Origin of the sequence: Rhodococcus sp. 1163 (genome assembly GCF_002091985.1) — a bacterium.
Lineage (GTDB): Bacteria > Actinomycetota > Actinomycetes > Mycobacteriales > Mycobacteriaceae > Rhodococcoides.
Genome location: NZ_MKKX01000037.1, coordinates 1 through 21,539 on the forward strand (window position 1 = coordinate 1; position 21,539 = coordinate 21,539).

The 21,539-nt window shown below is 62.4% G+C and carries 17 protein-coding genes; 7 read left to right on the forward strand and 10 right to left on the reverse strand.

Going from position 1 to position 21,539, the window contains the following annotated elements:
- A partial coding sequence (locus tag BJD99_RS17185) for a cbb3-type cytochrome c oxidase subunit I (protein ID WP_179142390.1) occupies window positions 1–1,071 on the forward strand: 1,071 nt, incomplete at its 5' end.
- 115 nt (window positions 1,072–1,186) lie between these two features.
- A complete protein-coding gene (locus tag BJD99_RS17190; RefSeq protein ID WP_084348420.1) occupies window positions 1,187–2,113 on the forward strand; it encodes a HAMP domain-containing protein in 927 nt (308 codons plus the stop codon).
- Here the strand turns inward: BJD99_RS17190 and BJD99_RS17195 are convergent.
- Together BJD99_RS17195 and BJD99_RS17200 are read right to left on the reverse strand one after the other, a co-directional pair.
- Complete coding sequence (locus BJD99_RS17195) at window positions 2,099–2,617, reverse strand: metallophosphoesterase (RefSeq protein WP_084348421.1); 519 nt, start codon at window positions 2,615–2,617, stop codon at window positions 2,099–2,101. The genes BJD99_RS17190 and BJD99_RS17195 overlap by 15 nt on opposite strands.
- Before the next feature lie 51 nt (window positions 2,618–2,668).
- Entirely contained in the window at window positions 2,669–5,956 is a 3,288-nt protein-coding gene (locus tag BJD99_RS17200) for an error-prone DNA polymerase (protein ID WP_084348422.1), read from the reverse strand.
- A 127-nt stretch (window positions 5,957–6,083) separates the two neighbouring features.
- Here BJD99_RS17200 and BJD99_RS17205 point away from each other — a divergent pair, with 127 nt between their 5' ends.
- Both BJD99_RS17205 and BJD99_RS17210 read left to right on the forward strand, forming a co-directional pair.
- Entirely contained in the window at window positions 6,084–8,213 is a 2,130-nt protein-coding gene (locus tag BJD99_RS17205) for an MMPL family transporter (protein ID WP_179142391.1), read from the forward strand.
- 70 nt (window positions 8,214–8,283) lie between these two features.
- Window positions 8,284–10,281, forward strand: a complete 1,998-nt coding sequence (locus BJD99_RS17210; RefSeq protein WP_084348423.1) for an SDR family oxidoreductase — start codon at window positions 8,284–8,286, stop codon at window positions 10,279–10,281.
- Here the strand turns inward: BJD99_RS17210 and BJD99_RS17215 are convergent.
- Genes BJD99_RS17215 through BJD99_RS17230 form a run of 4 tightly spaced genes read right to left on the reverse strand, consistent with a single transcriptional unit; the run spans window position 10,272 to window position 14,014 of the window.
- Window positions 10,272–10,793 carry a hypothetical protein gene (locus BJD99_RS17215; RefSeq protein ID WP_084348424.1) on the reverse strand — a complete coding sequence of 174 codons (522 nt, stop codon included), beginning with the start codon at window positions 10,791–10,793 and terminating at the stop codon, window positions 10,272–10,274. The genes BJD99_RS17210 and BJD99_RS17215 overlap by 10 nt on opposite strands.
- 23 nt (window positions 10,794–10,816) lie before the next feature.
- Complete coding sequence (locus BJD99_RS17220) at window positions 10,817–11,575, reverse strand: alpha/beta fold hydrolase (protein WP_256895895.1); 759 nt, start codon at window positions 11,573–11,575, stop codon at window positions 10,817–10,819.
- 31 nt (window positions 11,576–11,606) lie between these two features.
- Entirely contained in the window at window positions 11,607–13,160 is a 1,554-nt protein-coding gene (locus BJD99_RS17225) for a DNA polymerase Y family protein (protein WP_084348426.1), read from the reverse strand.
- Window positions 13,157–14,014, reverse strand: a complete 858-nt coding sequence (locus BJD99_RS17230) for a hypothetical protein (protein ID WP_256895896.1) — start codon at window positions 14,012–14,014, stop codon at window positions 13,157–13,159. The genes BJD99_RS17225 and BJD99_RS17230 overlap by 4 nt, the downstream gene beginning before the upstream one ends.
- 240 nt (window positions 14,015–14,254) lie before the next feature.
- Here BJD99_RS17230 and BJD99_RS17235 point away from each other — a divergent pair, with 240 nt between their 5' ends.
- The gene (locus BJD99_RS17235) at window positions 14,255–15,472 is read left to right on the forward strand and encodes a serine/threonine-protein kinase (protein ID WP_256895897.1); all 1,218 of its coding nucleotides are present in this window, start codon (window positions 14,255–14,257) and stop codon (window positions 15,470–15,472) included.
- 8 nt (window positions 15,473–15,480) lie between these two features.
- On the opposite strand, the gene BJD99_RS17240 is transcribed toward BJD99_RS17235, so the two are convergent.
- Genes BJD99_RS17240 through BJD99_RS17250 form a run of 3 tightly spaced genes read right to left on the reverse strand, consistent with a single transcriptional unit; the run spans window position 15,481 to window position 18,194 of the window.
- The gene (locus BJD99_RS17240; RefSeq protein WP_084348428.1) at window positions 15,481–16,128 is read right to left on the reverse strand and encodes a response regulator transcription factor; all 648 of its coding nucleotides are present in this window, start codon (window positions 16,126–16,128) and stop codon (window positions 15,481–15,483) included.
- Window positions 16,125–17,459, reverse strand: a complete 1,335-nt coding sequence (locus BJD99_RS17245) for an ATP-binding protein (RefSeq protein ID WP_256895898.1) — start codon at window positions 17,457–17,459, stop codon at window positions 16,125–16,127. Before BJD99_RS17245 ends, BJD99_RS17240 begins: the two co-directional genes overlap by 4 nt.
- Window positions 17,460–17,477: 18 nt before the next feature.
- Window positions 17,478–18,194 carry an NADPH-dependent F420 reductase gene (locus tag BJD99_RS17250; protein WP_084348429.1) on the reverse strand — a complete coding sequence of 239 codons (717 nt, stop codon included), beginning with the start codon at window positions 18,192–18,194 and terminating at the stop codon, window positions 17,478–17,480.
- 98 nt (window positions 18,195–18,292) lie between these two features.
- Here BJD99_RS17250 and BJD99_RS17255 point away from each other — a divergent pair, with 98 nt between their 5' ends.
- Together BJD99_RS17255 and BJD99_RS17260 are read left to right on the forward strand one after the other, a co-directional pair.
- Entirely contained in the window at window positions 18,293–19,660 is a 1,368-nt protein-coding gene (locus tag BJD99_RS17255; protein ID WP_084348500.1) for a PspC domain-containing protein, read from the forward strand.
- Entirely contained in the window at window positions 19,653–19,901 is a 249-nt protein-coding gene (locus BJD99_RS17260) for a hypothetical protein (RefSeq protein ID WP_084348430.1), read from the forward strand. The genes BJD99_RS17255 and BJD99_RS17260 overlap by 8 nt, the downstream gene beginning before the upstream one ends.
- An 8-nt stretch (window positions 19,902–19,909) precedes the next feature.
- Here the strand turns inward: BJD99_RS17260 and guaA are convergent, their stop codons facing one another.
- Window positions 19,910–21,499, reverse strand: a complete 1,590-nt coding sequence (gene guaA, locus BJD99_RS17265; protein ID WP_084348431.1) for a glutamine-hydrolyzing GMP synthase — start codon at window positions 21,497–21,499, stop codon at window positions 19,910–19,912.
- Between the last annotated feature and the right edge of the window lie 40 nt (window positions 21,500–21,539).

A 21,539-nucleotide genomic window follows, 5' to 3' on the forward strand; every position in this document is an offset into this window, starting at 1 on the left:
GCCGATCGACATCTCGGTGCGCATCTGTTCGACCCGGCGACCGGTGGAGTGTTGTTGTGGCAGCACTTGTTCTGGTTCTTCGGCCACCCCGAGGTGTACATCATCGCGTTGCCGTTCTTCGGGATCGTGTCCGAGGTGTTCCCGGTCTTCTCGCGTAAGCCGATGTTCGGATACACCACCTTGATCTACGCAACGATTGCCATCGCTGCTCTCTCGATCGCGGTGTGGGCCCACCACATGTACGCCACGGGTGCGGTGCTGTTGCCGTTCTTCTCGTTCATGACGTTCTTGATCGCGATTCCGACCGGTGTGAAGATCTTCAACTGGATCGGCACTTTGTGGCGAGGTCAGGTGACACTGGAAACCCCGATGCTGTTCGCATTCGGCTTCTTGATCACGTTCCTCTTCGGCGGTCTCTCCGGTGTCCTGCTCGCCAGCCCGCCGATCGACTTCCACGTCACCGACACCTATTTCCTGGTGGCGCACTTCCACTACGTGGTCTTCGGCACGGTGGTGTTCGCAACGTTCTCGGGCATCTACTTCTGGTTCCCGAAGATGACCGGCCGGATGATGGACGAGACGCTGGGCAAGTGGCACTTCTGGCTCACGTTCCTCGGCTTCCATGGCACTTTCCTGGTCCAGCACTGGCTCGGTAACGAGGGCATGCCGCGTCGCTACGCCGACTACCTGGCCTCCGATGGATTCACCACGCTGAACATCATCTCCACCATCGGTGCGTTCGTGCTCGGTGCTTCGACACTGCCGTTCGTATGGAACGTCTTCAAGTCCTATCGCTACGGCGAGGTGGTCACCGTGGACGATCCTTGGGGCTACGGCAACTCGCTGGAATGGGCCACATCATGCCCACCGCCGCGGCACAACTTCACAGAACTTCCGCGAATCCGTTCCGAGCGTCCGGCGTTCGAACTCCACTACCCACACATGGTGGAGCGCATGCGTGCCGAGGCTCATGTCGGCCCGGGCAGTCATGGCGGACAGACCACCGAAGTTCTCGAAAAGGCCCGCCGCGCACCTATCGCAACGGGAGAAGACGAGCATTCTGGGGACTGACCTCTGCGGCGAGTTGCTCTCAGACAGTTCTCAGCACCGGAAGTAATACTTCAGCGATGTCGTCTTCACTGCCTGCGGCATCGCCTACGCGGCGACGGGTCCTCGGGGTCGGCAATTGAACTTCTCGCTCCACAGCCGGATCCGGGTCCTCATCATCAGTCTGGCAGCTCTTGCGGTTGCCGTGAGCGCACTGGCCATCTACCTGGTCACCGAACAAGCATTGCGTTCCCAGGTAGCCGATCGAGTGTCTCGAAATGCCGACGCGCTCATTGCAAGTGCCACGTCCGGAGTTCCTTCGACCTTCTTCGGGTTCGGAGTCGGCACGACCGACGGGCCCGCGATCAAAGTTGCGTTGGTGACCTCGGACGGCGAACTCGTAACCTTCACCGCAGAATCTCGACCGTTCACCAACCCAGACGGCACTCTCGATGCCACCGAACAGGCGGTCGCAACCGGTTCGACCGATCAATCGCTCCGCGAGGTGCGCGGGTACATGCTGTCGGCCAAACGGACCGTATCGGGCGAAACGGTCATGGTGGCCGAGTCGTTGCAGTCCAACGCGCCGTTGCTCGGCAAGTTGACGCTTGCGCTCGTCGCGATCGGAACTCTTCTCATCGTTTTGGCCGGGATCGCCGGAACAGCAGTAGCTCGGACCGGACTGCGTCCGGTCAAACGATTGCGCAATGCCACCGAACGGGTAGCGCGCACCGGTGATTTGCAACCGATCGCCGTCACCGGAGACGACGAACTTGCGTCACTGGCGACGAGCTTCAATGACATGCTTGCTGCCCTTGCCCAATCCGGCGCGCGTCAAAACCGTCTGATCACCGACGCGGCAGAGGAACTGATGGGCCCGCTGCATACGCTTCGGGGAAAGATCGATGTCCTGATGGCTCTCGACGGACACGATGGACCGGCGCTATCCCCTGCCGAGCAGGACGAGCTTCGTGCCGGAGTCATGTCGGACATGGATGTCATCATCCGATTGGTACACGACCTGGTAGACCAGGCGCGCGACGTCCCCGAGTCAGCGAGCGCGTGATCGTACGCGAGGCTCGAGCCGATGCAGTTCGACGTCGTGCAGAATCCCGTCGCTGATCTCGGCTGTCATATAGGTGCAGAACGGCTGCCTGCGTCTGTCGGTCGGTGAGCCAGGGTTGAGCAGCCGCACACCGGTGTCCGTCACGGTGTCCCACGGAATGTGACTGTGTCCGAACACCAGAACATCGATGCTCGGGTACTTCTCTGCCATCCGCTGTTCGCGTCCGGCTGAGCTGCCCGTCTCATGAACGACGGCAATCCGAACCCCGTCCAATGTGACTCGTGCGCATTCGGGCATCCGGGCACGGAGGTCGTCACCATCGTTGTTGCCCCAGCACGCGATCAACCTTTTCGACCTGGCAGAAATCTGCTCGAACACACCCGCATCGACCCAGTCGCCGGCGTGAATCACCACATCGGCGTCGTCGATGGCCGTCCACACTTGCTCGGGCAACACCCGAGCCCGAGTGGGGACATGGGTGTCTGCGAGAAGAAGCAGTTTCACATCTCACCGAATGCAGGTGCGGTCATCGCGTCAGATTATCCTGCCCGGTCTCTAACGAAAGTCCCGAGATTTCGACATCACCCGTAGGTCCATGAGTTGCAGATGATCGGCCACCACCGTCGCTGCGCCTTCTGCGTTCTGGACCTTCCCGCGGATGAGCAATGCCGGAGCCGTCAGCGCCAGCTTGCGGTACTTGGCCCACAATCCCACCGAGCACACCACGTTGACCATCCCCGTTTCGTCTTCGAGATTGACGAACGTGACCCCTGCAGCCGTAGCCGGTCGCTGCCGATGCGTCACGGCGCCACCGACCAGGACCCGGTCCCCGTCGGGAACCTGCAGTAGACGATTCGCCGGGACTACCCCCAGTGCGTCGAGCTGCTCACGAAAGAACTGAGTCGGGTACGCATCGGGTGAGACTCCAGTGGCCCAGACGTCCGCCGAGGCCATATCGAGATCGCTCATCCCAGGCAATACCGGCGCACGAGTGGATGCCCCGAGCCCGGGAAGGAGATGCGGCCTCTCCCCTGCTGCTGCGCCTGCCGCCCAGAGCGCTTCCCGGCGGGTGATCCCGAAACATCCCAATGCGCCTGCGGTAGCAAGCGATTCGGCTTGCGTAGTGGACAGCTCTACTCGTCCCGTGAGATCGAGGAACGATACGAACGGACCGGCTGCTGTGCGTGCGTCGACGATGCGTTCGGCAAGATCCTGCCCGATGTACTTCACGTCAGCGAGTCCCATCCGAATCTCGAGACCCTCGGCAGTGAGATCCGCGTACCACGAGCTGGCATTGACGTCCGGGCCGTGCACACGCACTCCATGCCGTCGAGCGTCCGCCACCAGAGACTGCGGGGAGTAGAACCCCATCGGTTGCGCACGCAACAGACCTGCGCAGAACGCGGCGGGATGATGAAGCTTGAACCACGACGAATAGAAGACCAGCGAGGCGAAGCTCTGTGAATGGCTTTCGGGGAAACCGAAATTGGCGAATGCAGAAAGCTTCTCGTAGATTCGATCGGCCGCGTCACCGGTGATGCCGTGCAAGTCTCGCATTCCCTCGTAGAAGCGATCACGTAACAGGTTCATCTTCTCCGGCGAACGCTTCGACCCCATCGCACGACGAAGTTGATCGGCGTCGGCAGCGCTGAATCCAGCCACATCGATGGCCATCTGCATCAATTGCTCTTGAAAGAGTGGCACTCCGAGGGTGCGGTCGAGAGCCTTCTTCAACGACGGGTGATCGAATGTGACGGGTTCGAGTCCGTTGCGGCGCTTGATGTACGGATGAACGGATCCACCCTGGATCGGACCCGGCCGAATGAGTGCGACCTCTACGACCAGGTCGTAGAACTCACTCGGCTTCAACCGCGGCAACGTCGCCATCTGGGCCCGCGACTCCACTTGGAACACACCGATCGAATCGGCCCGCTGCAGCATGTCGTAGACGGCTTTCTCACTCAAATCGATATCGGCGAGGTCGATGCGTTGCCCTTTGTGCTCGACGAGAAGATCGATCATGTAGTGCAACGCTGACAACATACCGAGACCGAGCATATCGAATTTCACCAAACCTACTGCAGCACAATCATCTTTGTCCCACTGCAATACACTACGATTGGCCATCGTCGCCCACTCGACAGGACAGACATCGGCAATAGGGCGATCGCAGATCACCATTCCGCCCGAGTGGATACCCAGATGCCTTGGGAAGCCCTCGATCTGCTGGGCAAGCTCTAGAACAGACTTCGGAATGCCACTGTCTGCCTGATCTCCGACGCCAGACCACCGGGTGACCTGTTTGCTCCAGGCATCCTGCTGACCCTGCGAGAACCCGAGAGCACGTGCCATGTCACGTACCGAGGACTTACCTCGGTACGTGATCACGTTCGCCACCTGCGCCGCGTACGCACGCCCGTACTTCTCGTACACGTGCTGAATGGCTTCCTCGCGCCGGTCGGACTCGATGTCGACATCGATATCCGGAGGGCCGTCTCGTTCCGGAGCAAGGAAACGCTCGAAAAGAAGTTTGTTCGCCACCGGATCGACGTTCGTGATTCCGATGGCGTAACAGACAGCCGAGTTCGCTGCCGAACCTCTTCCCTGACAGAGAATGTCGTGTGTCTTACAGAAGTCCACGATGTCGTGCACGACGAGGAAGTACCCCGGAAAATTCAACCGCTCGATGATGTCGAGTTCGTAATCGAGCTGCGCGTAGGCGGCCGGGTGGGTACTGGGTGTGCCGTATCTGCGAGCAGCACCGTCGAGGGTAAGGGCACGTAGATAGCTGGCTTCGGTGTGGCCGGCAGGCACGTCGAACGGCGGTAGTTGTGGGGCGATCAGATGCAGATCGAAAGCACACTCTCGACCCAGTTCGGCGGCACCACGAACCGCACCGGGATGATGCTCGAACAACCGAGCCATCTCGGCACCGGATCGCAGATACGTACCTCCCGTGGGCGCCAACCACCCCGCGGCGTCGTCCAGACTGCTGCGTGCACGTACCGCTGCCATCGCCATGGCCAAACGCCCGCTCCGCGGAGTCGCATAGTGCGCCGCAGTCGTAGCAACGATCGGAAGAGCGAATCTCCGCGCCAATTCGGCGAGCGCATCGTTGCGCTCGTCGTCTTCCGGTATGCCGTGATGAGTCAGTTCCACGGTGACTCGGTCGGCACCGAATCTCTCGATCAGATCCGCCAGAGCCGCACCGGCTGCCTCGACGCCACCGGCGTCCAACGCCCGTCGAACATGCCCTTTTCGACATCCGGTGAGAATCTGCCAATGCCCACCCGCAGCCTCGGACAGGGCGTCGAAATCGTAACGGGGCTTTCCTTTGACTCCCCCGGCAAGGTGAGCTGCGGCAATTTCACGCGACAGCCGTCGGTATCCCTCTTGCCCACGTGCGAGAACCAGCAGATGAGTACCCTCCGGATCCAACTCACCTGTCCTCGACGTCGTCGTGTCCAACGACAACTCGGCGCCGAAAATGGTCTTGATCCCCAGCTCCTTTGCTGCCTCGGCGAAGCGCACGACACCGTAGAAGCCATCGTGGTCGGTGATGGCGACGGCTTCGAGCCCGAGCCGTACTGCTTCTTCGACCATCTCCTCCGGTTGGCTGGCACCGTCCAGAAAGCTGAAAGCCGAATGTGCGTGTAGCTCCGCGTATGCCGTGGTCGTCGCCGCAGGTTTCGATATCGTCTTCTCGTACGCCGCACGCTTGCGCGACCACGCTGGACTGTCACCACCGTCCCCGACGATGTCCACGACCTTCGGATGCGAGGGGCGGCCGGACAACACCCGTTCCATTTCCGACCACGTCGGCGGACCGTCGTTCCATCCCATACTGACACCTCACTTTCATTCGAACATATGTTCCATTAGACCCTTTGGCTACGACACAAATCAATCTGTCTCGAGAGGCAGTTAGGCTCGCCGTGACATACAGCAGCCGAAAGAGCCGGAGAAGAATGTGAATCGTTGGGCCTCGTTCGTCGTCTCCCACAAGCGTTGGGTGCTCTCCATCGCTGTGGTGGTCGTAGCCCTGAGCGGCATATGGGGACTCGGCGTCTTCGGCAAGCTCAGCGAGGGCGGTTTCATCGACCCAGGTAGTGAAGCTGCGGAGGTATCGGAACTCGTCGCAGGATTGGGGCAGCAAACCCCCGATATCGTCGCCATCTACACCGCGCCCGAAGGCAAGACCATCGACGACATCGCCCCGGACGTCACCTCGGTACTCGACGGCTTCCAGAAAAAGTACGCAGTCGCGAACGTCACCTCCTACTGGACAGCCGATACCGGGACGAAGCAATTTCTGGTCTCGAAAGATGGAACCAAGGCACTCGCGACGGTCACCCTCGGCCCCGACTCCGGCATCACCTTCGCCACGTTCGGAGAGATCCCACCGCAGCTCGAGGTACCGGGCGTCACCTCCCAGTTCGCCGGTGGTTCCGTGGTCGGAGTTTCCTTCAGCCAGACGCTCCAGGAAGATCTGGTTCGCTCGGAAGCCATCGCCATCCCCATCACGCTCGTTCTGCTGATCGTGATCTTCGGAGGCGTCGTCGCGGCCGCTGTCCCGGTCTTCGTCGGCATCCTGAGCGTCCTGAGCGCGTTGGCAATCCTGCGTGCCCTCACCTCGGTCACGGAAGTCAGCTCGTTCTCCATCAACGTCGCGTCACTTCTGGGCCTCGGTCTCGCCATCGACTACGGGCTGTTCATCGTCAGTCGATATCGAGAAGAAATGCGCGACGGTGCGACCCCGACCGATGCAGCGATTCGAACAGTTCTGACGGCAGGCCGAACGATCGTCTTCTCGGGCTTGCTGCTGATCTGCGCCTTTGCCGGCATGCTCGTCTTCCCACAACCGGTTATCAAGTCGCTCGGTTTCGGGGCCATGGCCGCTGTAGCGAGCGCCGCGATCCTGTCGTTGACTGCAGTGCCCGCGTTGCTGGCGATTCTCGGACCACGCATCAATTCTCTGACGTGGAGCAAAACCGCATCGGATCGAGGTGAGGCGCGCGCCCAGAAATTCTGGGGCGGCGTCGTGACCCGAGTGATGCGCAAGCCAGGCATCGTAGCGGCAGTGATCATCGCCGGACTTCTCGTACTGTCGGCGCCGATACTGAAGGTCGCACTCGGCGAGGTCGACTACACCGCGCTCCCCAAGGACGATCCCGCTCGCGTCGCCGTCGAGACCCTCGGCACCGAGTTCCAATCCTCGGGTGAGAGCGCAACGGTCGTACTCCGGGGCCTCGATGGAGCCAAACCCCAGGGCTCACCGATAGCCGACATCACCCGTCGAGCTGAATCCGTCGACGGCATCGCTCGGGTCTCGTTCATCGGATCCACAGACGATGTCGTCGCGCTGGAAGCAATCTTCAGTGAACCGAGCGACGGTCGCACCGAAGCCGATGCAGCCGGTGCTGCAGTGGCGGGGCTGCGCGCGATGACGCCACCGGAGGGCACCGAACTGCTCGTCGGTGGCGCACGGGCACTCGTCGACGACGGCAATGCGGCGATCGCCGCGTGGCTTCCGGTCATGATTGCGATCATGGTCGTCTCGACGCTCATCCTGCTCTTCCTCGCATTCGGATCGATCGTGTTGCCGATCAAGGCCGTCCTCATGGCGGGACTCAGCCTGGGGGCGACATTCGGAGTGCTCACCTGGGTGTTCCAGGAAGGACATGGCGCCGATCTCCTAGGGGTGACGCCCGCGCCGCTGGAGGCGACCTTCGTGGTCCTCATCCTCGCCGTGGTCTTCGGCCTGTCGACCGACTACGAAGTGTTCTTGATGTCGCGCATGGTCGAGGCGCGCGCAGGCGGGGCTTCGACGGAGGAAGCGGTCGTCATCGGCGCCCAGCGCACCGGAAGAATCGTGACAGCGGCCGCGCTCATACTCATCATCGTCACCGGCGCGTTCACCATTTCCGAATTGTCGATCATGCGGTTCCTGGGATTCGGCATGATTCTCGCGCTCATCGTCGATGCCACGATCATCCGCATGCTGCTCGTCCCATCGCTGGTGAAATTGATGGGTGAGGCGAACTGGTGGGCTCCAGCGTGGATGAAGAAGGTGCACGAGAAGGTAGGTATCGGTCACTGAGCGCCGCCGGTCACCCTGGTGGGCTCTACCGACCTGGCCCAACAACTTACTTCAGAGTAAGTTGTCGTCCATGTCGAACTACATTGTCACCGGCGGTACGGGTTTCCTCGGGCAGAATCTGATCCCACTACTGCTCGAGCGCGACCCAGCGGCCGAGATTCACGTGTTGGTTCGCCAGAAGTCGATCGGGAAGCTCGAACGCCAGGTCGACATGCTCGCCGACAAGACCCGGATTCATCCGTTGATCGGCGATCTCACCGAACCCGATCTCGGATTGCGCACTGTCCCGGATGGCATCGACCATATCGTTCACCTGGGCGCCATCTACGACATGACCGCCGGTGACGAACAAGCATCGACCAACGTCGAGGGCACCCGTGCAGTGGTGGCACTTGCCGAGCGGACCGGTGCCCGGTTGCACCACATCTCCTCGATCGCCGTTGCCGGAGATTACGCGGGCACATTCACCGAAGACGACTTCGACAAAGGACAGGGCTTCCCAACCCCGTACCACCGCACCAAGTTCCAATCCGAGAAGATCGTGCGCGAATCCTCGGTCGACTGGCGCGTCTATCGACCCTCGGTAGTGCTGGGGCACTCCGAAACCGGGGCGATCGACAAGATCGACGGCCCATACTTCTTCTTCCCCCTCTTCGCCGCGTTGGCCACACTGCCTACTGCGCTTCCCATCACGGTTCCGAAGATCGGGGCCACCAATCTGGTGCCGGTGGACTACGTCGCCGCTGCGATTGTGGAGTTGATCCACCGAGGCGAGGACGATCAGCGAGTGTTCCACCTGGTCAACACGCAAGCACAGTCGATGCACGAGGTGTATCGCGCATTCTCCGAGGCCGCAGGTTCGAAAGCGAAGGTCATCGACATTCCCGGCGCCGTTGCTGCCGCCGTCGTAGCACCGAAGACCGACATCGTCCGCACCGGCCGCAACACTCTCCTGGGCAGATTCGGCATACCGCCGGTAGTGCTCGAACATCTCACCTTGCCGACGACCTTCGACTCGGCAGCGACCCGGAAAGCACTGTCGGGCAGCGGAATCACCCCACCACCGCTGGCGACCTACGCAGACCGCCTGTGGCAGCACTGGCGCGCGCACCTGGACCCGAACCGCGCACGGCGCGACGATCCTCGCGGCCCTCTCTTCGGACGACACGTCATCATCACCGGCGGATCCTCCGGCATCGGAAAAGCGAGTGCCGAAGCTGCAGCACGCAAAGGTGCCACCGTCATTCTGCTTGCCCGCGGTACCGAACAACTCGACTCCGTCGTGGCGAACATCCGCGCACACGGTGGTGATGCCTTCGGGTACACCTGCGACATCACGGACACCGAGTCGGTCGAGCAGACCGTGAAAACTATTCTGAGCGAACATGATCACGTGGACATGCTGGTCAACAACGCCGGCCGGTCCATCCGTCGATCGTTGTACCGCTCCACCGATCGACTGCACGACTTCGAGCGCACCATGGCCGTCAACTACTTCGGTGCTGTTCGCCTCGTCCTGGCACTGCTTCCGCACATGCGTGAACGTCGCTTCGGTCACATCGTCAACGTCAGCAGCGAAGCAGTGCTCGCTCACGCTCCCCGATTCTCCGGCTATGTAGCCAGCAAGGCCGCACTCGACGGTTTCGCCGACGTCGCCGCAGCCGAGACTCTTTCCGACGGAATAACATTCACCACGATCCACATGCCGCTGGTGGCCACCCCGATGATCACCCCGACAGGCCCCAGCAATGCCGGCCCGGTGGTGTCACCGGAGAAGGCCGGGGCGATGGTGATTCGGGCGCTCATCCGGAGGCCGAAGCGCATCGACACCCCACTGGGCACTCTCGGTCAGGTCGGCAGCATCTTCACGCCGAATATCAAGGACCGCACGATGCATCAGTTCTACCGTCGCTTCCCGGAGTCCGCTGCGTCCAAGGGCGAGGTTGCACCTACACAGCCCGCACTCGTTCCACCGGCGGCGCCACCACACGACCCGTCGCGTCCGGGAGCACGAGTTGCCAAGTTGGCGCGTCGAATCGGCCGGTTGGTGCCGGGCGTCTACTGGTGACGCCTGGCTCTACCCACACCTGCGATTGCTCGACCGAACCCCCCGACGAGGTACGCGAGAGTTCCCAGTGCGAGCACCCACTTGGTAACGCTGACCGCCGTCGTGGCGCGAACCACCGAATCGGTGATCTGTTCGCGGTGATCGAGCAGATACAGACCCGCGATGTTCTCGACGTAGTCACCCGCCGCGGACAGAATCGGAGCTACGGCCAGCACCTTCGCCGTGGCCGGTGCCAGCTCGGTGAGTTCGCCCAGACGCGAAGCCCCGGCACGCAAAGCCATCGCGTAGATCACCGGATGAACGAAATCGGGGTAGTAGTGACTCCGAAATCGAGCGGTGGCGGCTGCATCCATGCTGTCGAGAATCTGCCGGTATCGGAGTGCCGACCACGATGTCTGAATCTGTAGAACCCGAGGGCCTGCCGGCCCCAACAGACGCACGATATTGGCTTGAGAGACAGCGAACATCATCGTCCAAGCGATGAGTGGACGATCCTGCGCCGAAAGTGCCATCTGCAAATACTAGAGCTTGGGAATCAGATTCGATCACGCATCAGGAATGGGAGCACGACGCTTTCGAATGACTGGTAGTCGTCACGATGGATGCTGTGACCGGTATCGAATGCCACAACCCGACACGAGCGGATCTCACCGGAGAGCATGGCGAGCCTTTCCGGATCGACCATCCCGCCCAGGCCACCGCGGAGCACGAGGGTCGAGGCAGTGATGTCCGGCAGCCGAGACCACCACTGAGCATTGGGTCGGCGAAACTGAGCAAGAGCAGGTTTGGTCATCGACCGATCGAATGCGAAGACAGCGCGTGGATGCCTGATGATGCTCGAGCCTGCGTGCCAGAGTTCGGTGATGGTGGGCAGACGGCCGGTGAGCGACGGTGGCGCATCTCCCTGCCGAATCGGAATAGGCATCTCCTCGACTACGAGGGACCGAACCGATGTGGGGCGCTGCTGCGCCACCACCGACACTGCATATGCGCCCAACGAATGCCCGACCAGATCTACCTGCGACAGCCCGAGATGGTCGAGCACCGCCGCCACGTCGCCTCCGAAAGCGTCGAACGAGTAGTCGTCGGCGTGTGCACTGCGTCCGTGTCCGCGCAGATCGACCGTGACTACCCGACGACCCACGTCGGTGAGTGCGCCGGCGAAACGGTCCCAGGTGCTGCTGTCACCGCCCATGCCGTGCACCAACACGGTAGGAACAGGATCGGCTCCACCGAAATCTCGGTAGGCGATGTCGACGCCGGCCACATCGAGTAATTCCACGTCGATACTCACAGTCCCGAGAGTAGCCGCGCTCACTTCTACCTCATTCGTAGATGCCTTCGACTCGCCAAACATCGTTCTCGTACACCAACAGCAGAGCGCGGTTCTCCTCGAGAAGCACCTGCACACGCGCACCTCGCGCACCCACGACCGGATCCCACCAACGCTCGTCGAGGGACCACGGGCCGGCCCACCCGTGCAGGGTCCACTTCTTGCTACCCCACCGAAGCCCCACGGGTGCCGTGTCGAAACCACCTCGATCGGTGACGTGTACACCGTTGCCGCCGTCGTTTTCCAGAGCGACCTCCGGGCGTGTCTGCATCACTGCCGCAGGAGCCGGATGTGGCAACCTGCCCGGCCACGGGGCAGCGGGGTCCAGCAGAGGGACCAGCTCATCACCGAGCGAACGAAGCGTCACTTGCTCCACCGGCCCACGTCCGCCGCTGAGTACCCCGACCTTGACCGCATCACCACCGAGGAGACCTTGCACTCGTACCAGCGCCCGCCGAGCACGCTCGTCCTCGTCACCGACACTTCCCCACAAGCCCAACTGCAGCTCACCTGCCGCAACGACCTCTACCGGTTCGAGCCTCAGAAGAATGATTCCTGCCGTGGGCCGACTCTCGCTGCGCCCGGTGAGCCACCCGTCCAATTGCCACCGCACCCGATCTGCTGTTCCCTCCGGAGTCAGCGGCTCGGCGCACCGCCAGATACGTGAGAGATTCTCACCGTTTCCGGTGGAAGCATGAACGAGGAGGCGGGTGCATGCCACGGCCGCCGCGGCAAGCGTGCGGTGCAGCTTCTCGGCCATACCTCGGCCGGCGAACGCAGCGGCGTCGACGCGATCGATGGGCGGGTCGCAGCGGTGTTCCACGTTCAGATCGGGTGGCAGCGCACGCGCCGACGGTGGACGCTCCGGCTCACCTCGCGCACTGCGGTGAGCGAGAACCGCATCGGACCCGAACCGGGATGCCACCTCCCCTGGCATGAGCGCCGCGAAATCGCCGATAGTTCGTAAACCCAAGCGACGCAACAGGTCTATCAGCTCTCCACGGTCCGCGGCGGCAAGACTCGGCTCCGCTGCCAGCTCGGCAACCGGGAGTGGAGAGAGAAAATTCGCAGCACCGCCCCGCGGGACGACTGCCGCATGACGAGCTGCAATGACGGCCGTCGTCAACTCGTCGGCGATTCCGATCTGGCATTCCACCCCCGCACCCGAAGCCTGATCGATCAATCTTTCGGCAGCCTTGTGCTCCGATCCGAAGTATCGACTCACCCCACGCGCACTCAGTATCAACAACCCCGGACGCAACACCTCCACACCTGGCGCGACAGCATCGATGGCCGCTGCGACCGGTTCGAACAAGCGCCCATCCCTATCCGAATCTGCCGTCGCCACATACACATCCGGACATCGCGCCTGCGCTTCACGACGACGTAAGCCTCGGCGGACCCCTGCCGCTCGTGCCGGTGCCGAGCATGCAATCACCCGATTGGCCGAGGTGACCACCACAGGATGAGTCGCCGGCAGATCGGCCACCGCCGCAGCTGCGACAGCAGGCCAATCCGGACACCACAGCGCTACGACGCGGCTCATGCCAGAACCGCAAGATCCGTCTCGGCACTTACGTTGCCTGTCGTACTGTCGACCTGCGCTGCGACCGACCATTCGATACGGCCGCGCTCGAGACGAAGATCGAAACACGTACTACGCGGCCGCATCGCTTTGCCCTGCGCACGTACCTCCAACTGCAGATTCCGTAAACGCCCACGCCCCGAGCGAACTCCGGTGCCGAATCCGTTGTAGCTGCGTACCTCCGCATCCAGACGTAACTCCACGCCGTCCCAGTGGCCGTCGGTAACCAGAAGCGCCGCCCCTTTGCTGCGCGCCCGTGCGACAACTGCACGCGCACGCGAGGGAGGCACCGAACGACCGCCGAGACCGAGCACGACGAGATCGAGCCCGTCCAACAGAATTGCCGCTACCTCGACCGGGTCCTCCCCCGGATCGGGTACGACGGCCAATCTCCGTAGTTCTGCGCCCATCTCGACAGCGGCGAGCAAACCGAACCGCGGTTGCCCCACCACTGCGACATGCCCACCCGACGCGGTGACCGCAGCCACCAAGCCGAGCAGCAGCGAACCTGCACCCGATACCGCTGCGACGGACCCGCGAGCCAAGCCTCCGTACGGGAGCATGGCGGCCAGTGCGGGAGGGACCGCCAGTACCGCTTTGCTTCGCACAGGATCAACCGCCCGCGGGACAGATGATGCCGGCTCGACACGGGGCCGGATGACGGGTTCGATGGGCTGCCGGACGGAGCGGGTCTCACCACGTGCCGGAACCGATGCCATGCGTCGCCTCAGATGCTCGACGCGTTCGGACAACGTCATCTCCGACAAGGACGCTTCGGACTGTGACACCTCGAATGAGGAGTCAGTAGTACTCATGGAAGCACCGGCAGAAAAAGTCATGCGCACTCCCCGAAAATTGGCGAAAAAAGTACACTCGAACCAGCTCTCGGGGCAGCGGGGAAGTCTTACCCTTCGAACACATTTTCGAATTCCTATCCAGTAAAGCCGCTGCGGCGATCCACGTCAAGACGGAAACGAAAGCCCAGGTGGAGGGTCGCCAACGGACTACCGACAGCGCTGTCGGCACGGACGTCGATAGTCAACTAACCTGTGATCGTGACCGAGAAGCAGCGCACCGTCAGGGTCGTCGGACCCGACTTCCTACTCGCAGGCAGGTACCGACTCGCGTACAAGCTGGGTGGGGGCGGAATGGGCGCGGTCTGGCTCGCTCAGGACACGCTGCTCGACCGGAAAGTGGCCGTCAAACAGGTCACGTCCACTGCTCGCCTCAGCGAGCGCGCCGCACGCGAAGTGCGCAATCGAGCCATGCGTGAAGGCAGAATCGCAGCGCGACTGTCGAGCTTGCACGCCATCTCCATGCACGACGTCGCGATCGAAGATGGCGAGCCCTGGCTCGTGATGGAATACATGCCGTCGAGGAGCCTCGCGCAGGCACTCAACACCGCCGAAACACTGCCACCGTACGAAGTTGCGCAGATCGGCGCTCAGGTCGCCGACGCACTCACCGAAGCGCATGAGGCCGGTATCGTCCATCGCGACATCAAGCCGGGCAACATCCTGATCGCCGACCGCGGACGCACCCTCGGTGTCGTCAAGATCAGCGACTTCGGTATCTCGCGCGCCAAAGGTGATGTCGAAGAGTCGGATTCGAGTGTCATCACCGGAACTCCGGCCTATTTCGCTCCAGAAGTGGCCCGGGGACAGGATCCCACCGAAGCAAGTGACGTCTTCTCTCTCGGGGCGACGCTCTATACCGCGATCGAAGGCAAGCCGCCGTTCGACATCGACCAGGACTCCATTGCACTGCTGCATCGTGTGGCCAAGGGACAGATAATTCCACCCACTCGATGCGGTGACCTGACCGAGCCACTACTGCACATGCTCGAACCCGATCCTGCTCGCAGACCGACCATGGCTCAGGCACGCGACGAGATCATCCGACATGCGATCAGCGGCCGGGCAAACATCGCCGGGCTACGTGGAGTCCCGGTGACCTCGGCCGGCGGGGTCGTTCCGGCCTGGGCTCATCGCTCCACCCCGGTATCGGAATCGCGGCGCCCTTCGCGAGAATTCGGAAACACGATCGCCGGCCTGCCTGCCGTTCGTTTCAGCGATCAAACCGATGCTCAGACACCGACGCCGTACGCTCCACCACCATTCGATCCGCCGCGGAAGAAGAACCCACTCGAGGTGGTACTCGATCGCATCGACGACATAGTCGACGACCGGATCGACGTCCCGCCCGAGGCCGTCCTTGCTGCGTTGATCGTCACCGTGGGACTCGTGATCATACTGATCATCGCCCTACTCTGAAAAAATGATCAATCGATACGTCGCTTGTGAGCCCACCTGGTCAACGCGTTGCGATTGGACTGCTGGGTCTTACGCAGCACGTTCGAGGCATGGGTCTCGACGGTCTTCACCGAGATGAACAGGTCCTCGGCGATCTCACGGTAGGTATAACCACGCGCCAGCAGACGCAGAACCTCGAGCTCACGAGGGGTGAGTGAATCGAGTTCGGGATCGAGTGGCGGTTCCGGGGCATTCGACTTCCCAGTGAACGAGTCGAGCACGAAGCCTGCAAGACGCGGGGAGAACACGGCATCTCCACCGGCAACGCGTCGTACGCCGTCGGCGAGTTCGGACCCCGAGATCGTTTTCGTGACGTACCCCCGCGCACCTGCACGGATGACGGCGATCACGTCTTCGGCCGCGTCGGAGACCGACAACGCCAGACAGACGGGACCAGCGGTGATGCGTCCGAGAACGGCGACGCCGCCGCCATCCGGCATGTGGACGTCGAGCAGCACGACATCGGGCTTCGTCGACTCGATACCGGCGACCGCGTCGGCCACCCCGCCCGCTTCACCGACGACCTCGATGTCACTTTCCCGACCCAGCTCGGTGCGAACTCCGGAACGAAACACTGCATGATCGTCGACGAGAAAGACACGAAAGGTGTCGGTCACCTGGGCTGCTCCTGCGGTGTCGGTTGGCGTATCGGCTCGGTCCGGCCGTTCTTCGAAGAGTTTGTCGATGAGTGCTCGCGGGGCATGAGAATGCGGACTTCGGTTCCCTTCCCCACATTCGAGCGTATCGAGACTTCACCGCCGCGTCGCTCGATTCTTCCCCGAATCGATTTGGCCAGTCCCTGACGGTCCATCGTTACGAGGTTCTCGTCGAATCCGCTGCCGCGATCACGAACGAACACGGTAACCCGCTCGGGCTCGGTCTCGGCGAACAAATCGATGTTGACTTCGCCCGAATGCTTCGCCGCATTGACCAGCGCCTCGCGAGTCGCGCCGAGCAGCGCAGTGAAATGCTCTCGGGGCAAACCGGAATCGGAATCTTCGAGCGCCAGCTGCACATCGCCGACCGTAATGGGACGCACCGTGACACCGTACTGGTCCTCGACCTCACCCGAGATCGTCTTCAATGCCTCGGCGAGGCTCGTGTGGTCGGCGTCGCGATCTTCGAACAACCACTTGCGCAGTTCGCGCTCCTGCCCGCGTGCCAATCGCATGACTTCCTGCGGATGATCCGACTGTTTCTGTATCAGCGCCAGTGTCTGCAACACCGAGTCGTGCAGGTGAGAGGCGATTTCCTCGCGTTCGTCGTTGCGAATGCGAGCAGACCTTTCGGCGTTCAGCGCCCGCCACATCCGCAGCCAGACCGGAACCGTCAGCAGCGCGGCACCGACCAGAGTGACGATCACTGCCAGCAACGACGAACGCACCGAGGCCAGGTCGACGCGAGCCAATACGACGACACCGAGTCCGAGGACGATCAGCGTTGCACCGCCGACCACACGTGCCCAACTGAGTACCGTCGGCTTCTTCGGCATACCGAGAATAGAACGCGGTCCCTCGGAATCGAATTCGCGCCAGACCAACGCCGCGCCGACGACGACGACCACTATCGGGGCGAGGACCGCCGCAGCAGTTCCGTCGAGCAGCCACGCCAATCCGGCGGCCAACCCGAGCCCAATGGCGGCTAGTCCGAAAGCTCGCTGTCGTTCGTCGCTACTCGGACGATCCACGTCCGTTCCGACCGGGCTGAAAATCCACAGGAGGCCGTACGCGAGGATTCCCGCCCCCGCCATGATCGCCAGCAATGCAAATGCAACGCGGACTTTGAACACGTCCACCCCGAGATGGTCTGCCACACCACCTGCGACTCCGCCCACAATGCGTCCACCGCCACGCCGATGGAACTTGGCGGGCTCGTAGCTTCCGACGGAAGCGGGCGGGTCGACAGGGTGCACGATTCGATCCTGGCACGAATCGACCATCCCGCGCATCAGGGTCTCCCCTGATCTCTAGGCAGTAGCAGCGCTCCATTCCGGTGCCCGCTCGGTTGTTGCCTCCGCCAGCGCTGCCTTCACGCCGTCTGTATCGAAGTCCTTTCCATACACGGGAGTACCTGGATGCTGACGCCACGAATCCGCTAGCGCGCCGCCGTCGACGGGGTCGAAGCCCAACTGCTCGACGACGTCGAACACCACATCCTTGCCGGGTCCGTCGGCACCGGCGATAGGGAGCGCGATCCGACCTGCTGCACTCTTCGGCTGCCCCTTCTCCAGGAGGTGCTTCCAGTAGATTCCGTTGAACACCTTGACGACATCGGCACCGCGGGAGCCGAGATGCTCTGCTACCCAGACGCTTTCCGGCTTGCCGTTCTCGATGTCGGCGATAAGGCCGTCACGTTGCTGAGGGTAGTAGTTGTTGGTCTCGATGATCGGGGCACCATCTTTGGCGGCGTCGACGATGCCGGCGGCCAGGTCGGGAACGTTTTTCTGTGGGATGCTCACGATCACCAGATCGGCATCGAGAGCCGCTTCCGAACTCCACACTGCTTGTGCGCCGGTCTCGGCTGCCAGCTCGGACAAAGTCTCAGGAGACCTCGAGTTCGATACCCGAACCTCGTGCCCGAGCGCGCTGAGCCGCCGTGTCAATGTGCCACCGATGGATCCTGCGCCGATGATTCCGATCTTCACTTCGGGAACTCCTTCGTTATGCGAATGACTTTCTGTCAAGCACAACCTCCATCGAAGGCCGATTCATTCCTACCCCGGCGTGAATATCAGGGCTATCCCTGATGTGCTCGACACAGCAACCCGCCACGATGGTCTACATGAGCAACGCAACCGTCTCCGAGCAGCTCCAACAGATGTGGCGCACCCGCCCCTACCGATTGCCGCAGCGAGGCCACATCGCGGGTGTCGCGGCCGGCATCGGATACCGCTACGGCGTCGACCCTGTTCTCGTTCGAGTCGCGCTCGTCGTCGGGACGATCTTCGGCGGCGCCGGAATCGTTCTGTATCTCGCCGCATGGTTGCTGTTGAGCAAACCGGGTGATTCCGCCTCTGCGGCACAATCACTGGTCGGCAGGGGCACCAGTACGAAAACGATCGTTCTGGTAGTTGCGCTGGTCATCGCCGTCACGACGATCGGTCCCGCCGGATTCGGTCTCGACGGTTCAGGTCTGGTCAGTACGCTCGCTCTCCTCGGCGGCCTGTGGCTTCTGCACCAGCGTCGTCCCGAGCCGCCGGAGTTTCTCCCGGACGGCTCCACCGCTTATCCCCTAGGCGGAGCCTCGTCCTACGCACAGTCGAGCTTTCCGATCTCCTTCGACACGCCGTACAACGCCTCTTCCCAGCCCAACTCCTGGGGAGCAGCGCAGCATCGTCCTCCGCAGTACGACGCCGGTCGAGGCGGATACACCCCTTACACGACGCTCCCCAAGAGTTATGTCCCTACTCCACCGCCGGCGACGGGCGTCGATCTCACCAAATCCACTCCCCCGCAGGGTCTTTCCGAGCCACCGTCACCACCCTCTTGGGATCCACTCGGAGTCGCTCCGTTCGCCTGGGACCTACCCGAACCCTCAGCACCACGTACGCCGGAGATGATCGAGAAGAAGAAGCACTCTCGGTGGACATCGAGCTTCATCGGACTCGCGTTGCTGGCTGCGGCTCTTACCGGAGCCATTGCCGCAAGCAGTGAATCGATGTGGCTCACCCCGGCGCGGGTCGGCGCAGTCGCCCTCGCGGTGGTCGCGACCGGCTTGATTCTGGGCGCGTTCCTGCGAAAGGGTTACGGACTACTAGTCGTGACCGGCCCGTTGGTGGCATTCGTGGTGTTCGCGTCGATAATCGGACCCATCTCCTTCGACAGCCAGTACGCGGGTCAACAGGAGTATCGACCGACGACGATGGCAGATCTGCAATCCGAATACACAGTGCAGGGTGGCGATCTCCAACTCGATCTGCGAGGTCTGGACCTCACCGAGGACCGAACGATCTCTGTCGACGTCACGGCAGGAAACGCGAAAATCTTCGTCCCCGACGGGATGAACATCCGAACCGACTGCACGTCCGTGGCGTCCAGCACGAAGTGCGGCCCCACCGGTGTGCAGCAAGGCAATTCGCCCGACAACACGTCGATCCTGACCATAGAAGGATCAGCGCGGGCCGGCAATCTGGAGGTACTCCGTGGCTGAGTCCTGGCAGTACGGCGACAGCGACGACGACACCACTCTGGAGAATCGCGCTCGAACACGGCCGTCCGCTCTGCTTTTCCTCGTCGGACTCGCGGCAGCAATCGTCAGCGTCTGCGCACTGATCGGCCCGAGCGCGCTCGTCACGCTCGGCACCGTGCAGTTCCGCTGGGTATTCGTGGTGGCGGCGATCGTGGTAGGGACGGTACTACTACTTGCCCCTGGACGAAAAGGTAAGCAGTAGCACCATTCTCACTCCCACTCGATGGTGCCCGGCGGCTTGCTCGTCACATCGAGAACGACTCGGTTGACCTCCGGTACCTCGTTGGTCACCCGGGTCGAGATCGTTTCCAGAACCTCGTACGGCAACCGCGTCCAGTCGGCAGTCATTGCGTCTTCGCTGGACACCGGCCGAAGAACGATCGGATGACCGTAGGTGCGACCATCCCCTTGAACGCCGACGCTGCGCACATCCGCGAGCAGCACGACCGGGCACTGCCATATCTGGCTGTCGAGATCTGCCATCGTCAGTTCCTCACGCACGATGGAATCGGCGTGGCGGAGCGTGGCGAGGCGGTCACGGGTGATTTCGCCGACGATGCGGATGGCCAGTCCCGGGCCGGGGAACGGCTGGCGTGCGACGAGATCCTCCGGCAGGCCCAACTCACGCCCCACGGCTCTGACCTCGTCCTTGAACAGCGCGCGAAGCGGTTCGACAAGGGTGAACTGCAGATCGTCGGGCAAACCGCCGACATTGTGATGGCTCTTGATGTTCGCGGTTCCAGAACCGCCACCGGACTCGACGACGTCGGGGTACAAGGTTCCCTGCACGAGAAAGTCGACGCCGCTCCCCTGCTCGGCGTTCTCCCCGAGGACCTCGGACACTGCGCCTTCGAAGCTGCGAATGAACTCCCGGCCGATGATCTTGCGCTTTTCCTCCGGGTCGGACACGCCCTCGAGCGCACCCAGGAACGTATCCACGGCATCGACGGTGACGAGCTTGGCGCCGGTGGCAGCAACGAAGTCTTGCTGAACCTGCTCGCGCTCGCCTTCGCGCAGCAGACCGTGATCGACGAACACACAGGTCAGTCGATCGCCGATTGCGCGCTGCACCAGCGCTGCTGCCACTGCAGAGTCGACGCCTCCCGACAATCCACAGATAGCGCGACCACTGTCACCGACCTGCTCCTGGACTCGTTCGACGAGCGCGTCGGCGATATTGGCTGCCGTCCAATCCGGCTTGATTCCCGCTGTCTCGTAGAGGAATCGACGAAGGACCTGCTGGCCGTGCGGCGAGTGCATCACCTCGGGGTGATACTGCACCCCGGCAAGACGCCTCTGCGTGTTTTCGAACGCAGCTACGGGCGCACCGGCACTGGTTGCGGTGACAGTGAATCCGTCGGGCGCCTCGGTGACCGCGTCACCGTGGCTCATCCAGACCGGCTGCGTCGCAGGCAGGCCGTCGTGGAGGACTCCGCCGTCGACGGAGAGTTGAGTGCGTCCGTACTCCCTGGTCCCGGTGTGCGAAACCGTGCCGCCGAGAGCTTGCGCCATGGCCTGGAATCCGTAGCAGATACCGAAGACGGGCACGTCGAGATCGAAGACCTTGGCGTCGAGCGCCGGTGCATCTTCTGCGTACACGCTCGACGGGCCACCGGACAGCACCAGGGCAATCGGATTCCTGGCGGCGATCTCTTCCACGGTTGCCGTATGTGAGATCACTTCCGAGTACACGTGCGCCTCACGGACTCGACGCGCGATGAGCTGCGCGTATTGAGCACCGAAGTCGACGACGAGTACGGGGCGGGGCTGGGCTGGATCAGGCTGCGGCGTGGCGGTCACCCGATCAGCTTAGTGGGCACACCCGGGATAGCGACGCAGC

What these genes read in the sequence shown, in the direction of transcription:
- BJD99_RS17215 (WP_084348424.1), bottom strand. Translation starts at nt 10,793, where the DNA reads ATGGCACTTTCGGCGCAGGATCGTCCACTCATCGCTTGGACGATGATG.
- BJD99_RS17230 (WP_256895896.1), bottom strand. Translation starts at nt 14,014, where the DNA reads ATGAGTACTACTGACTCCTCATTCGAGGTGTCACAGTCCGAAGCGTCC.
- BJD99_RS17255 (WP_084348500.1), top strand. Translation starts at nt 18,293, where the DNA reads ATGAGCAACGCAACCGTCTCCGAGCAGCTCCAACAGATGTGGCGCACC.
- BJD99_RS17210 (WP_084348423.1), top strand. Translation starts at nt 8,284, where the DNA reads ATGTCGAACTACATTGTCACCGGCGGTACGGGTTTCCTCGGGCAGAAT.
- BJD99_RS17245 (WP_256895898.1), bottom strand. Translation starts at nt 17,459, where the DNA reads ATGCGCGGGATGGTCGATTCGTGCCAGGATCGAATCGTGCACCCTGTC.
- BJD99_RS17200 (WP_084348422.1), bottom strand. Translation starts at nt 5,956, where the DNA reads ATGGGATGGAACGACGGTCCGCCGACGTGGTCGGAAATGGAACGGGTG.
- BJD99_RS17225 (WP_084348426.1), bottom strand. Translation starts at nt 13,160, where the DNA reads ATGAGCCGCGTCGTAGCGCTGTGGTGTCCGGATTGGCCTGCTGTCGCA.